Below are 14618 nucleotides of genomic sequence, written 5' to 3' on the forward strand. Positions count from 1 at the left end.
AATACATCTCGTTAAATCAATGCGGAGTCAGTTTATGTTCGAGTATTTTATGTTGTTTCTATTCGCTTCTATGCACATTACGTTTGCAATAAAAGCCGCAACAAGCCGAGTGCTAATCAATAAAAACAAACGGGCAAAATGGGTAGTCTTATCCTTGGTTTTTGGTTTTGTCGGTCATTTTATTTACTATTCGCTGCAACTTGATGATGAGTATCAAGCTTTACGTAGCTAAAACCTATTTATTAAGGAAACTTGCGTCGCGAAATTTGTATCGCAATATTCCTCAGCTACACATTACTGCCATGCAGTTGAGGTTTCTCGCTGCATGATTCCTATCAAATAATTTAGTATTGCTCTATTTTTGCAATATTCTGGCGACATGACGCCAAGTAAGCCTCTCCGAAAAGATTCAAATGATTAAGATTGTGATAAAGGTTGTAGATGTGTTTTTTAATATGATAAAGGTCACTGAGGGGAGCATGCGCGTTGTAGCTCTCATAAAAGACTGAGAGAAAACCACCAAATAGCTCCGTCATGGCAATATCCACCTCTCTGTCACCATAATAAATTGCAGGATCAATAAGCAATAAAATCGCTAGAGAAGATTAATACTGATCAGAATAATCCCAACCGCAATCTCGCACAAAAAAAACACCCATTTTTTGCGGGTTGCTCCGTCCAAAATGATTGAAGTAAGCCTACCGATGGATGCGCCACCCCAGGCAAAGCCAATCATAGCGTAAGCATGCGCTGAACCTAAAAACATGGCGCCAAGGCCTAAGCCAACAAACAGCGCCCCGGATGCTGCACGGATCTCAGAAATTCCCATCACCGAATTTCCGGTCTTTAAATCGAGAGTATTCATGGTATAGCCGGGTTTTAGCCATCCCACCAAGCCCAGTACGATGCTGAAAATCGCCATGGCAATATTAATATAATCAATCATTTATTTTCTCTCCTTTTTATTTTTTAAAGTGTGTTAAAACGCTATCCAGACATGCACTGCCTTCAAGCAAGATGCCTTTAAATAGGTGTTTTAAAGCGAAAATCGCTCTCGAAGAAAATGCGCAACACCATCCTCATCGTGATGACCAATGACTGCACTGGCTGATTCTTTTATTGAAGGTTTTGCGTTGGCCGTTGCATAGGCCTCATCGGCGAGTGAAAACATGCTCAAATCATTGTCACTGTCACCAAAACAAATCAGGCTGCTTGCCCCGAGCTGTTTTTTGAGGTTTTCTACTGCGCTGCCCTTGTTAGCCAGTTTGTGATGGACATCCATCCAACTAAAATGGTCGCCCTCCGTCGCCGGACCTGAATACGCAATTAAACTGTCAAACTCATTTAAATATTGCCAAATCTTTTTGATGATCTTCGCATCGCCAATCATGCTGATATTGGTAATTTGACTGTTTTCCGGTAAGGACGAGAGTGGCTGAAGATTCGCGCTTGTTTTGGCAAGATACTTATCAACCAGATTTTGTTCGATGTGATGGTGCAAATGCCCATGATAAATATGATGTTCAATATCCCCATTTTGATGCCTGACGATAGTATTAACAAAAGGCGCGATTTTTTCTTTTAACGCGCACTCAATGATGGTTGATATTTCACTGGCACATAACAAATTATCAAAAGACACAAAGTTGTTTTTCGGATCCCAAACCGTCACCCCATTATTAAAAACATGAGGTAAATTAAAACGGTGACCGGATAAAACGGACTGGGCAGACAACATCGTCCGCCCGGTCGCAATACTGTAGGCGACATTTTTTTTTGACAATAAAGTCAGGGTTTCGCGCGTGAATGGGGTCAATTCAGATGCTTTATTCAGCAAAGTACCGTCTAAATCGAAAAAAATGAGTTCCACGAACTAAAGCGCCTCTTGCCGTAACTATGCTTACTGATGGCTACGCATATTGAGGTGCTTTCGATTACTTATTTAAGTGACCAGTGGATGAATGAAGTTCAAAAAGGAATAAACTCTTTATTGTCATCCGGTACAAGAGGAAATTTGCCCGAGCGCCAGTCTTCAATAGCTTGCTCAATTCTTGCTTTATCGTATGCGACAAAATTCCAGGTAATGTGAGGCGCTTTTTCGAATTTATCACCGCCAAGTAAGACCACGCGGCCCGCTTGCTCAAATGAAAAGGCATCTTCTGACTCAAACAATATAAAATCGCCGTTTGTATAAGTTTTATCGCCAATTGTTATTTCACCGCTTATCACATAAAGCGCTGCCTCCTGATTTGAGCAAGGAAGCGATACTTCACTGCCTTCACAAGCGGCAATATCCAGGTAAAACATGGGTGAATACGTTTTGACCGGAGAGCTCATCCCGTAGGCTTCTCCTACGATTAAACGCATCATTAAGCCTTCTTTGGTTAGGGTGGGTAAATGCGCCTTTTTAACATGTTGAAAGCTTGGTTCAAGCTCTGTCATATGCGCTGGTAATGCGACCCAGCACTGCAGGCCATCTATGGAATGAGGGTTGGCTCGCACTTCGAAAGTTTCTCTTTCAGAATGCACTATACCTTTTCCTGCTGTCATCAAGTTCACGTCGCCTGGAAAAATTTCCAGATGGTTGCCCAGTGAATCTCTATGCAAAATAGAACCGGTAAAAAGGTAAGTGAGTGTGGACAAGCCTATATGCGGATGGGGGCGAACATTAATTCCCTGCCCGGCTTCAAATTCAGTGGGCCCCATATGATCAAAAAAAATAAATGGCCCCACCATTTTTTTCTCAATATGCGGCAGAATTCGCGTGACAACCAAGCCACCTAGTTCATGTTGTTTGCCAGCAAGTCGTTTTGCCATGTGCGCTAAGCTTTATTGGATTTTTAGTTACTTTAGCAAGTCTTTTAACACAGACACAACTTTATCTTGTTCCTCTTGCTGAAAATCGGCAAACAAAGGAAGTGTAATTGCATTTTCATAAAACGATAGTGCATTGGGAAAGTCATTCGCTTTAAATCCCAGAGACTGATAGTAAGGATGACAATGGATTGGAATGTAGTGGACGTTAACCGCAATGTTATGCTCATGCAGTTGTTTGAAAATCTGCGGTCGATCGTGCGCTTTCAGCTCAATCATAAACAAATGCCAGGCACTTGAATCAGGTGAAGTTGATAACGGTAACTGAACAGGCAAGTCACGTAGCTTTTTAACATAATAGTCTGCAGCTGCTCTTCGCTTCGCAATAAAGTCATCCAAGCGTTTTAACTGACTTATGCCAAGCGCCGCATGAACATCGGATAATCGATAATTGTAGCCCAAGACTAACTGCTGATAGTACCAGGGGCCGTGCGGCTCGCCCTGCATTTTATCTAACTCTCTAGTGATACCGTGTTTTGCAAAAAGCGCACACGCATCTGCCAGTGCTTGCTTGTTGGTAACAATCGCACCACCTTCTGCTGTAGTAATCGATTTTACTGGATGAAAGCTAAATACCGCCATGTCAGAGAACTCGCAGTTACCCACAGGCTTGTTATGATAAGTAGCGCCTAGAGCATGTGCGGCATCTTCAATAACAGCAATATTTAAAGGAGCACAAAGCGCGTGAATGGTTTGCATATCGCAACTCGCGCCAGCAAAATGTACCACAACAATAGCTTTTGGAAGTGCGTTTAATTGCTGAGCTGAATGTAGTTTTTCTTCCAGTTTGATGGGGCACATATTCCGCGAAAGCGGATCGATATCAACAAAATCAACGCTTGCGCCACAATAAAGCGCACAGTTTGCAGAAGCCGCAAACGAGTTGGGCGATGTCCATACAATATCACCTTGGCCTATTCCTAAAGCCAAACACGCCACATGTAAACCAGAAGTACCGCTATTTACCGCAACACAATGCTTGGCACCAACATAGTCACAAATGGCCTTTTCAAAGGCGGGGACTTGCGTACCTTGCGTTAAATATTGCGTTTCTAAGACTTCAACGACAGCGTCAATATCTGTTTGACTGATGCTGTGTTTGCCATAGGGGATCTTAGCGTCAGAGATCATAAGGTTTGTTTATCCAGTTCAACCAATTCTTCAATTGATAAGAAATGCGGATTTGTACCCGAATGATACTCAAATTGTTCACTTACGAACTTGCCTTTTTCAAGCAAAACATTTTGCTCGTAATTGACGTCAAGTCCCGAAAATTTGATAGCCGGGGTAATCACAAAGTGGTCATTAAACTCGACGGATTGATGCGCAACTTCTGCAGGTACCATCACTTCGTGAAGTTTTTCGCCGGGGCGAATGCCTATTAGCTCATACTCTCGCTTTCCAGTCATCGCTTCTACCAAGTCCAGAATTCGAATGGAGGGAATTTTAGGCACGTAGATTTCGCCACCTTGCATACGTGCAAAGTTTTTTAATACAAAATCCACACCTTCATCAAGCGTGATCCAAAATCGAGTCATACCTTCATGAGTGACCGGAAGCTTACTCACTCCCTTTTGAATTAAATCGCGGTAAAAAGGCACCACAGAACCACGAGAGCCAACCACATTGCCATAGCGCACTACCGAAAATATAGGGCCATCTGCACCCGCTATATTATTGGCCGCAACAAAGAGTTTGTCAGAAGCAAGCTTGGTTGCACCATATAAATTAACAGGGTTGGCGGCTTTATCGGTTGAAAGGGCTATGACTTTTCGTACGCCATTTGCGATACATGCATCGATGACGTTTTGCGCCCCGTTAATGTTGGTTTTGATGCACTCGTTCGGATTGTATTCCGCAGCCGGGACTTGTTTTAAAGCGGCTGCATGCACCACATAATCAACATTTTTTGTTGCTGTGAGCAACCTGTCTTTATCGCGCACGTCGCCTATAAAGTAGCGCATACATTTTTGATTAAAGGTTTGCTGCATTTCAAACTGCTTTAACTCGTCTCTTGAGAATACAATCAATCGTTTTGGTTTGTAGTTATCAAGAATGTGACGAATAAATCGCTTTCCAAACGAACCCGTTCCGCCTGTGATAAAAATACTTTTGTTGTCAAACACTGATTGTTTGCTCCTTACAACTTGTCAGTCGAATTTCTTGCGCCTTATCTTGTTTGTACCAATTACCAAGCAATTCAAATGGCTCGAGCGCTCTACTGACGAGTAAACCTCTATTGGCTAGACTATCAACGATGGTTTGCCCATGTTTTTCCTCGCAAAAGCCAATATATGGGTAAAAATTATAAGCATAAGCTTTACTTAATAGTGACGAAAATACATGGCCCAAATAATCGGTTGCGCCATTATTAAAGTTGTCGCGATAAGGTTTAGTGCGCGCGCTATTTAAACTGGTAGCTGCGTCAGAAGCGCGACTACTTGCCTCTTCAAAACTTAACCTAGCAGAATCTGAGCCACTTTTATCAAATCGAGGTTTATAAAAAATATGCGAATATCGCTCGATATCAGCTGCGCGGGCAAGGAGAAAATCCACCGCAATTTGTTTGTCTAAAAGAGGAGCCCTGATCCCATACGCGCGTTGATAAGCGCTATCTTCTTTTTCAGAGTATGGTGTGAGCGTGATATAGCACAGACAGAGCTTTTCTGAATCAATCGCTCTTTCACGTCCTTTGCTTAATTTAAGCTCGGCTACAAAATTTTCTAAAAAAGGAAGGATTTTCGCGTTTGTATACACCAGCATAAGATTGGAGTGGTGTGTTAGCTCTCGCAGTGCATTTTCATGCTGTTTAAGCGATAAGACTTCAGCAATTGTGCTTAACAAAATTATGGTTGGTGCATTGTTTATCCTAGCTTGCCGCTTGGCCTTGCTTAAGTCCTGAAAAGCATCGAATGAATCTGTTTTTTCAACAAATGATGGTAGACAAGCTTCGATGTAGGATAGTAAATCCTGATTACTACAAACAAGATTAATTGGGTTTGCTTGGTACAGGACTTTTTCCCTTTTTTCCGGAAACGAAGTGGCCGAATCCAATAGTGAATCACATGTAAAATCGAGCGATTGAATATCGTTTAAGAGTAGTAACCAAGCGTCCCTTATTCGATTTGCCGCTTGAATAGCTTCAAGTTCATTACTAGCTTGCAAGGTTTTGCCAAGCGTTGCGCAAAAATAATTAACGCTACCGAAAAACCAATAACCAAAAAACGAATTGTGTCGGCGTATCGAATTGTGCAGATGTTCTCTGCAATCTTCAATCATTTCATGAATATCGCTTGGTTGTGCAATATCTCTAAGACAAATTTGGTGGAGCTTGGAAAGTTGCTCTGTAAAAGCTGTTTGATTAAATGCTTCTTCGTACATATGGTGTATGTCTCCACCAATGGTAATAAATGCATTATTTAGCTCTTTTTCAAGCGCCTCGCGAGGAATGTCATCGTTAATGATGAACACATCTTCTTTTGCTAAGGGGCTTGCACCTTTTATCAATACGCCGTCTGACAAGTTATAACAATCTGCTTTGTAAGCGCTCAGCGTTTGCTCGAGTATTAACCGGGAAATATGAAACTCAGCTTTGGTATAGACTGTATCTCTGAAGTTACCGCATGTCGGTAAGCCTTTATCCACGCTTGCCCGATAATTCAGGATTTCTTTGCCTTGTTCGTAGTAACCTGATTTAGCGCTGTGATGTTTGTCGTAATCCACAAAGCCTAAATCCACTCCCATCAGGTAAATATTGTTAAATCCTAATTCCAAAAAGAAATTAAGCGCCAGATTTGCTACCGTTGGAAAAGCGGTTTTAAGGGTAGCAAAGGTTTTATTGCTAAAGTCTTTACCCAACATTGCAAAAGCGGATAAGGTCGACGACTCGCCTGCCTTAAACGCCATCAGCGTATTTTTATAAAGGGCGCAGGTATCTGGATGGATCCCGTTGATGCTCACGAGTGTAATCTTTTTAAGGTAATCAAAATCCGCAATACGGGATGGCCAGTCAAATGTGGCTCGACATTGTTCCACCTCTGCATGAAAATCTGGCGTTACACCATATTGGTAGAGCGCTTGTAACGCAGTACCGCAACTTACTACTAATACCTTGTCGCGTACTTGAATAAGCTCATTGATGGTATTGTCTAAAGACGCGCCGTTTCCAACAATAAAAAGGGGTAAATTACGCGTTGCTTTGCTCAGGCGTTTAGGGGCATCTTTTGCCATCACCGGAATTTTTTGAGCCAAGGCATGTCGCGTATGCGTCATGCCGTAAATCACATGATCGATATTTTCACTGAGCGAAAAAGTAATTCGCAATTGATCTCGCACGTCTTTGATGACTAAATCCAGCACACTATTTTGATAAGTCTGCAAAAAATAAGTCTCGTTGAGTAAATGAGGGCCAAGCACCATAAACTGCGCATTAATATCTGCATATAGCTGGGAACTTGCTTCCCCAACATTAATGTAAATTCGGCGCTCGCTCGCATCGATATCTTCGAAAATGGCTCGCCAATTGATGGCAAATAAGGATGCGTAGAAAAAGTCTGGATTTGGCTCGCTGATAAAAAGATTTTCTACCTTATGTGTCTTAAGCAAATGATTTACGATATAGCCGCTTTCAGTGCCGAAAATCACTAATGATTTGATGTCTTTTGATAAGCTTGCAGTTTCACTCTCAAGCCCTTTTAAAATATTGGCTGCTCGCTCAATAAAGGTATTGTGACAATAAAACTTTAACTTTTGCTTATTATAGCCAAAGATTAAACCATCCTGATTCGGATGATTTGCATAATGCTGTGCCAATAAAGAGGCGGAGTCTTTCGCTGTTTCACTATTTAAAACAGTGCAAGACGCTACATGAAACAGATTAATTGCCTGACTGCGTTTATGTTTAATTACCTGCCAATAGCGCGATTCATAGTTTTCAAACTTGCTATGAATATCGGGAAAGTATTGACCAAATGCCTCTAAATTTTCTTGAAATGCCTCATTATCTTGTTTAACACTTTCCCATTGTGCGATGTCAAACGAAGGCGTCCAGGTTTGAATTATGTGCTCAAAGTTCACCTGTTGCTGCGAGGCTGTGATCTTTTGGCCCTGTAGAGCCAGCAAGTCAAAGTGCGTATAACGACCAAGTTGCATGATGGCGTCGAATACAGGATGGTTGTAGTGCTTGTATATAAGTGCCGTATTAACTGATATGGCCGTTCTAAGCTCGCCAATATCATTTGCCAAATCGCTGGCGTCTTTACCTACTTGTAAAAAAATCGGCAGGTTTCGAGCGTTAGCCACTTCAAGAAGTCCCTGCCAGTCTATTGCGAAAAGTGATGCCTGAAAGACATCCCAGCTCGGTTCATAAATTATAAGTACTTGTGGCGAAGTCTGTTCTACCAGAGAAGAAACATGTGCACCTTTTCCCAAGCCGAGCATTACAAGCGCGTCAATCTGGCTTTGAGCAATATGCTCACTGAGTTTGTTGCAATACGTCTTAAAGCCATCAAAGTCTTCTCCTTCAATGACAATATTTTGACCAGGCTTATCCAAATTAAGCAAACAACTGTGCTGAGAATAATTGCTTAGCTGCTTTTGGATCTCCGTATCGACGTCTAGATGGTAAAAGGTCTTTCCCGTTGAAATATTCACGAGATTAACTTGCGCGTTCTTATCGACGAATAGCTGCATAGACTGCAAGTGTCGAGCACGCAGTTGTGCCCCAATGTTAGGAATATATGAATCAAAAGCGGCTATATTTTTGGAATAGCGCTGCTGTAAAGCTTTTGATAATTGAGCTTCTATCGCATTTTGTTTGTTTTCGTTTTTATTTAGATGAAGTCTTATATCATTTAGCATTTGTCACACTTGTCGGTATTGTTTAATTGCCTGAGAAGATTTTTTCAAGCCCGTCAATGCAAGTTTTGCTTCTTTACGAAGTTCAATGGTCAGGTCAGTTAAATACTGATTGACCTTCACTTCTTCTTCAGCAAAAGCTTGTAATTTGGCGGGCCTTAAAACCTTAAGCAATTTATCGACCAGTTTTGCACGCTGGTCGACCAACACTTTAAAGTGTGCATGATCAAAGGTCTTGCTCTGTTCTTCAATGACTGAAGAGAGGCAAGCTTCGATTTGAATGTTGATGGCCTGAAGTTCTTCAGGCGTTTGTGAATGCGTGAGTGAGTTCAAGTGTGATATTTTCAATTAGGCGTTGGCTTGTGCATATGCCTCTTGTTTCGCGGTTTCCGGAATTTGAAGCCACGCATCTCTAATGGGAGAGAATAACTCGATTACTTCATCTATCACTGCTTTACCATTATCTTTCTCTATCCCCGATAACAGCTGTAAAAAATAATTGTAAAGCGAATACAGGTTAGACGAAAACTCTCCGCCCACTTCTAAATCCAGGGTATCACGCAAATGTACGAATATTGCGATGACTTTCGAAAGGTAGTCAGAACGCCCTTTTAAATCATTGCGCTCAATACAGCCTTTAGCGTAAGCAAGCCTGTCGAGCGCGCCTTGCATAAGCATCAGCGTAATTTTGTGAGGGTCAGCATTGGCAATATCTTGCTTAAGCGTTCCCTTTTGATATGCGTTAATCGCTTTTAAAGACATATTAGAATCCTAAGGATGCAAAGAGTGCATTGCCCGTTTGTTGAAGACTGGCCACTGTTGAATCTAAATTCAGATATCGCGCTCTAAGTGTGGCTTCATAGGTTTCCATGCGCTGTTCAAAACGTTCTCGATCGGTCTCAAGGACACTTTGTTGATCTTTGATCGTATCTTCTCTGGAAGAAAGCAAACCAGAACCCTGGGTATACTCTTCGGTAAAGGCGAGGATGCGCGACGCGATGCCTGTTTCGCCACTAAATAATTTTGATACATCATCAAAGTTGTCATTGAGTGCGTTGGTCAATCGCTCACTGCCTGAACCTAAACCAAAATCATTGCTGCCTATCTCAAGCTTACCGTCAGCGGTCAATTCAATTCCAAGCGCAAACAATCCGCCAATTTCAGACCCACTTACGCTTGAACCAAGAATGCTGGCAAGTCCTGAACGAATACCTCTTACCATGGAGTCACCGGCTAATGCGCCATCTTCGGCATCTTCCGTCAACCCGTATTTTGTTAGCTCATCGAGTTCGTCAACAAGACTGTTGAACTTTTCAACAAAGGAATCAATGGTTTCGCGCAGTCCTTCCTGATCAAAACCGATGGTAAGTTGCGAAGCAATAGGGTCACCATTGGAATCTTTATCAGAAATGCTTTTCACATCAAAACGGACGCTTTGAATGGTATTCTCAAATTTATTCGTGTCGCTTTGCACTTGAATACCGTCAACATAAGCGATCGCATTTTGTGCATTTTCTACTGCACTTAAATAGCTTGCCGTCTCTGATGAATCTGTTGTTGCTACACGATTAAGTTCGGCTGCATTGTTGGTGTTAACAATGCTTAAATCATTACCTTCTCCGGTAATATCAGAGGTAAATACTAAGCGAGCGCCGCCGTCGGCAGTACCGGTATTGATAATGTTAGCCGATATGCCAAAATTGTTTTCGTCGCTGTTGATTTGCTCTCTTAATTCGGCAAGCGTCGTTCCAGCCGCTACGGTGATAGTAAATTCATCTCCCGTATTGCCAATCTTGAAGGTTAAATCGGCAGTGCCAGCGCTTAGCACCACATCATCGGAAGAAGTAAATCCGCCGTCTATTGCGCTGGCTGTTTCAATACGACTGCCGCGTGCAAGTTGCTCAACAGCGATATCGTAGGTCCCAGGCAAAGACGAATTGCTTGGCGTGGCGCTGAAAGGTTCATTGCTTTCAGAGGGATTTTCTATGGTCGGCTCTCGACCGCTTAGATTATCCGAAAGCTGGAGCTCTTTAATGATATCTTCAAACTCGGAAAGTTTTGATTTAACTTTTCCAATTGCTGAGATTTCTTCATCAAGTGCTTCCTCTCGAGCATTAAATCGCGCTTGCTTTGGGGAGCGTTCCGCTGCCAAAAGCTGGCGTACCAAAGACTCAAGATCTAATCCTGAACCTACACCAAGGGATTGAATGCTCATAATTTACCTCATGTCTATACCGTAGTTATGCCACAAGCCTGGCATAACCGTGTATTTAAGCCTGCCTGTCGATTAACACTCCTATTGGTTTGCTAACCTCAGACTCTAGTTCTTTGATACGTTCGGCAAAATTTAACACCTCTTCGGAAGGTATTTGCCGGATCACTTCGCCGCTTTGCCGATCTTTAACAGTCACTACCTGTCGATCAGTTGCATCATCAACACTAAATGACAAAGCAGTAGAAGCACTTTGCATAAAACTGTTGATGCTATCTAAAGTAGCCGCGAAATTAAGACTTTCCTCTCCTTTGTTAGTATCGGCGGTAAGTCCCGTATTCTTTAGCTTTTTTTGCTCATCAGTGCGTGTGTTTTCCGCATTTGATGATGCTGTTTTATCCAGATTTCTCACCTGCTGCATCACAACAGGATTATCACTTTTTGCGAATTGGCTCGCTCCTGAAGCTGTACCAATCAAGTTATTGCTAGTGAATGATTTTTCTGTCAAGACACTAGCAGCGTCCCTTGCAATATTTTGACCAATTTGTGAATTTATATTGTCCATAATCTACTCCTATTTAAAAAGGAAGAGCGGTTGCACCGATTTTGCTGGTGAACCGCCCGTTCAACGCAACTTTTAACGGGCGATTGCATCCATTCCTGCGTTTGCAATCAAAGGGCTATTGATTCATCAACAGCTCACCCAGTTTGAACTTATCCAAGCAAGGCTAATGCAGCCTGAGGCGTTTGACGCGCCTGAGTTAAAACCGAAATGGATGCCTGCTGTAGGATCTGGTTTTGAGTCAGGTTTGCCGTTTCTTTTGCAAAGTCCGTATCCATAATTTGACTGCGCGCAGCACTTACGTTTTCAGCTACGTTGCTCAAGTTACGAATGGTTGACTGGAAGCGGTTGGCTAAAGCCCCTAAATCAGCTCGTTGTGCACCCACCGTAGAAAGCGCATTGTCGATTAAACTTAAGGCTGAACCTGCGCTTCCGGCGCTAGCTACCGTCAGACTATCGATGCTTAAGCCGGCTGCATCAAAGTCTGTACCGATAGCAACATCAATATTTTGACCACTGTTTGCACCCACTAAAAAGCTGGCATCTAAGGTTCCGTCCAGCAAACTAGTTCCGTTAAATTCAGTTGAATCAGCGATGCGTGTAATTTCGGTTTTAAGTGCTGATACTTCTTTTTGAAGTGCCAGGCGATCCTCTGCTGAGTTAATGCCATTCTGCGACTGTACCGCAAGTTGGCGAATACGCTGAAGCGCATTTGTAGTTTCACCGAGGGCACCTTCAGCGGTTTGCGTGATAGAAATGCCATCGTTTGCATTGCGTACGGCCTGATTTAAACCGTTAATTTGCGCAGTCATACGATCGGAAATTTGTAAACCCGCTGCATCATCAGATGCACGGTTTATGCGTTGCCCTGAAGACAATCGCTCAAAAGACGTATTAAGTGCGTTAGAAGAACTAAACAATTGGCGCTGCGCGTTCATTGCTCCAATGTTCGTATTGACGAATAATGACATACTACCTCCAAAAGCCAGCGTTGCGTGAACGTTAAACATGGCAGTCCACTGGCTACTTTTTTATTTGTTAATGTCGGGTCACTACTCCGGCATCAACGACCTCTTTTAATAATGCAATCATTGCTTGTTTTTATAAGCGTAAATTTGAAATGCATTACCTCTCAACTAAGGGTATCGACCGCCTCTTAAAAATCTTTAGCACTTTTTTAAAAAAATTTTGATCACGATCTCTCAAGAATATTGGCACGCATTCTGCTTTTAAATTCAGTAATGTTGAAAGACGTGTTTAAACAGCGCTATGGAAGGCGTAAAAGCAGTATCGAATAATTATTTGAATAGTTAGTCGAATAAAAATAGGGACGTGATAGGACACTATCAGCTGTTTTCAGGCGCATTTGCTTTAGTACGACAAGTACAAAAAAGGCCGAGCCATGGGGCGGCTCGGCCAAGTTGCTCACGTTAGGAGTTGGAGCAAACTCTTTTAGTCGACTGGCAGGATTGTAGAACGTAAGTACTGGCCTCTCAACCTAACTTCTACACTCTCAGTCTTGTTAGTCGACGTTTTACCTCTATCGTTATTGCTATTAGTTTGAACTGCATTCGCAAGCCTTTATTAGGCATGCATTGTATTGAACAAGCGAAGAATAAAAGCTGCCGTCCATGGCATCGAGAGGGCCTCTCAAGCCTTCAAACCTTTACACTACTAACTCGTCAGTTGCTTAACGCTCATCATTGATGAAACGCCAATTTATTGTCATTGTTTGAGATATGTTTTTTCAATTAGCCTTGTACCGTTATCCCTGCAAGAGTGACAAAGCAGCCTGCGGACGCTGATTTGCCTGAGACAAAATCGTCGTACTTGCCTGTTGAATAATCTGCAAGCGGGTTAAATTTGCCGTTTCGGTGGCAAAGTCGGTATCTTTAATACGAGATCTTGCCGCTGATACGTTTTCAGAAATGTTCGATAAATTACGGATCGTCGACTGGAATCTGTTTTGAATAGCACCAAGATCTGCCCGTTTACCGTTAATTGCTTCAATGGCTTGGTCTATTCTTACTAAAGAAGCTGAGGCTTCCCCGGGTGTCGCAACCGTTAAGTCAAAGCCTGGAAATAATCCGCTCGTACCATAGCCGCCAGCTCGTTCTACGTTTACACTGATGGTTTGGCCAGCATTAGCCCCTACCAGGAACTTGGATGAAAAATCCCCTTTTAATACATCTACCCCGGCGAACTGAGTGGTTGCGGCGATTCGACTAATTTCTACCTTCAGCGCCGATACTTCTTTTTGAAGTGCCAGTCTGTCTTCGGCTGAATTTATACCGTTTTGAGACTGAATTGCCAGAGTTCTCACGCGTTGAAGGGCATTGGTAATTTCTTGCATGGCGCCTTCAATGGTTTGCGCAAGCGAGATGCCGTCGTTGGCATTACGCACTGCCTGATCCAAACCTTGAATTTGCGATGTCATGCGATCAGATATTTGAAGGCCCGCAGCATCATCTTTTGCGCTATTGATTCGCAAACCTGATGATAAGCGTTCAAATGCTGTATTTAGATTAGTGGTTGTATCATTTAAATAGCGTCTGGCATTTAATGACGAAATATTAGTATTTACAAACAATGACATAATAGTCTCCTAACGATTTTTAAAAGGCTACTCGTAATTATTATTTTTGTGAGTAACTTATATTTTTTGGCACGTTACGTGCTTATTTATATGCGAAGCAAGTCGTTAATAATGCTTGCTTTGATTTATCGAATGTTCACTACAATCGATAAAGCATATAAGCTGTAATAGAGCGTTTCGCTCTTTGCTGACGGCAGGTATGGTGTTCCAGACCTCATACCTCTCACTACCTCCTGGCATCATTCCTGTCAGTCGGCAGTCCAGCGAGATATGCGTCTTTTCATATACCTACCGGTCATCTATTCTTTTGTGTGAAGTTGGTTAAGCAAAATGCTTGCGTAATGTCTTATGTGAAAGGAAGCTAAGCTCAAATAAAGCCCCTGTCGTGCTCATAACTAAGCATAGTAGTTTCACTTGTTTAACGCTTTTGTGTAAGTGCATTCTTAAATTTTGATGACACTCATGTGGCAGCGTCATTTGACATGTCGCTTACCGCTCCTAACGCTTTAGACTGGTTA

General features: G+C 42.4%; 14 protein-coding genes. 1 reads left to right on the forward strand and 13 read right to left on the reverse strand.

All coding sequences use genetic code 11. The features are described 5' to 3' along the window. Window positions 1-34 precede the first annotated feature (34 nt). The gene (locus tag D6V41_RS03030) at window positions 35-232 is read left to right on the forward strand and encodes a hypothetical protein (RefSeq protein WP_136249968.1); all 198 of its coding nucleotides are present in this window, start codon (window positions 35-37) and stop codon (window positions 230-232) included. A 112-nt stretch (window positions 233-344) separates the two neighbouring features. On the opposite strand, the gene D6V41_RS03035 is transcribed toward D6V41_RS03030, so the two are convergent. From D6V41_RS03035 to D6V41_RS03095, 13 genes are all read right to left on the reverse strand, one after another. Continuing rightward, window positions 345-587 (reverse strand): fructosamine kinase family protein, encoded by a 243-nt coding sequence (locus D6V41_RS03035; protein ID WP_241664401.1) that lies wholly within the window; start codon window positions 585-587, stop codon window positions 345-347. An 8-nt stretch (window positions 588-595) separates the two neighbouring features. Then, window positions 596-946: a DUF4345 family protein gene (locus D6V41_RS03040; RefSeq protein ID WP_136249970.1), complete on the reverse strand. Its 351-nt coding sequence runs from the start codon at window positions 944-946 to the stop codon at window positions 596-598. Between the two features lie 90 nt (window positions 947-1036). Then, the gene (locus D6V41_RS03045) at window positions 1037-1870 is read right to left on the reverse strand and encodes an HAD family hydrolase (protein ID WP_136249971.1); all 834 of its coding nucleotides are present in this window, start codon (window positions 1868-1870) and stop codon (window positions 1037-1039) included. Between the two features lie 98 nt (window positions 1871-1968). Beyond that, entirely contained in the window at window positions 1969-2817 is an 849-nt protein-coding gene (locus D6V41_RS03050; RefSeq protein ID WP_136249972.1) for a pirin family protein, read from the reverse strand. A 27-nt stretch (window positions 2818-2844) separates the two neighbouring features. Beyond that, on the reverse strand, window positions 2845-4005 hold the full coding sequence (gene pseC / locus D6V41_RS03055) for a UDP-4-amino-4,6-dideoxy-N-acetyl-beta-L-altrosamine transaminase (RefSeq protein ID WP_136249973.1): 1161 nt from the start codon (window positions 4003-4005) through the stop codon (window positions 2845-2847). Next, window positions 4002-5000: a UDP-N-acetylglucosamine 4,6-dehydratase (inverting) gene (gene pseB, locus D6V41_RS03060; RefSeq protein WP_136249974.1), complete on the reverse strand. Its 999-nt coding sequence runs from the start codon at window positions 4998-5000 to the stop codon at window positions 4002-4004. The genes pseC and pseB overlap by 4 nt, the downstream gene beginning before the upstream one ends. Next, complete coding sequence (locus D6V41_RS03065; protein ID WP_136249975.1) at window positions 4993-8733, reverse strand: motility associated factor glycosyltransferase family protein; 3741 nt, start codon at window positions 8731-8733, stop codon at window positions 4993-4995. Before D6V41_RS03065 ends, pseB begins: the two co-directional genes overlap by 8 nt. A 3-nt stretch (window positions 8734-8736) precedes the next feature. Beyond that, complete coding sequence (locus D6V41_RS03070; RefSeq protein WP_136249976.1) at window positions 8737-9078, reverse strand: hypothetical protein; 342 nt, start codon at window positions 9076-9078, stop codon at window positions 8737-8739. Then, window positions 9079-9492 carry a flagellar export chaperone FliS gene (gene fliS / locus D6V41_RS03075; RefSeq protein ID WP_136249977.1) on the reverse strand — a complete coding sequence of 138 codons (414 nt, stop codon included), beginning with the start codon at window positions 9490-9492 and terminating at the stop codon, window positions 9079-9081. It abuts the gene before it with no gap. 1 nt (window position 9493) lies between these two features. Then, window positions 9494-10945 carry a flagellar filament capping protein FliD gene (fliD, locus tag D6V41_RS03080; RefSeq protein ID WP_136249978.1) on the reverse strand — a complete coding sequence of 484 codons (1452 nt, stop codon included), beginning with the start codon at window positions 10943-10945 and terminating at the stop codon, window positions 9494-9496. A 55-nt stretch (window positions 10946-11000) separates the two neighbouring features. Beyond that, a complete protein-coding gene (locus tag D6V41_RS03085; RefSeq protein ID WP_241664402.1) occupies window positions 11001-11507 on the reverse strand; it encodes a flagellar protein FlaG in 507 nt (168 codons plus the stop codon). 149 nt (window positions 11508-11656) lie between these two features. Then, on the reverse strand, window positions 11657-12475 hold the full coding sequence (locus D6V41_RS03090) for a flagellin N-terminal helical domain-containing protein (RefSeq protein ID WP_136249979.1): 819 nt from the start codon (window positions 12473-12475) through the stop codon (window positions 11657-11659). A 794-nt stretch (window positions 12476-13269) separates the two neighbouring features. Continuing rightward, the gene (locus D6V41_RS03095) at window positions 13270-14100 is read right to left on the reverse strand and encodes a flagellin N-terminal helical domain-containing protein (RefSeq protein ID WP_136249980.1); all 831 of its coding nucleotides are present in this window, start codon (window positions 14098-14100) and stop codon (window positions 13270-13272) included. Window positions 14101-14618 lie beyond the last annotated feature (518 nt).

It is taken from the genome of Ningiella ruwaisensis (genome assembly GCF_004798935.1).
GTDB classification, from domain to species: domain Bacteria; phylum Pseudomonadota; class Gammaproteobacteria; order Enterobacterales; family Alteromonadaceae; genus Glaciecola; species Glaciecola ruwaisensis.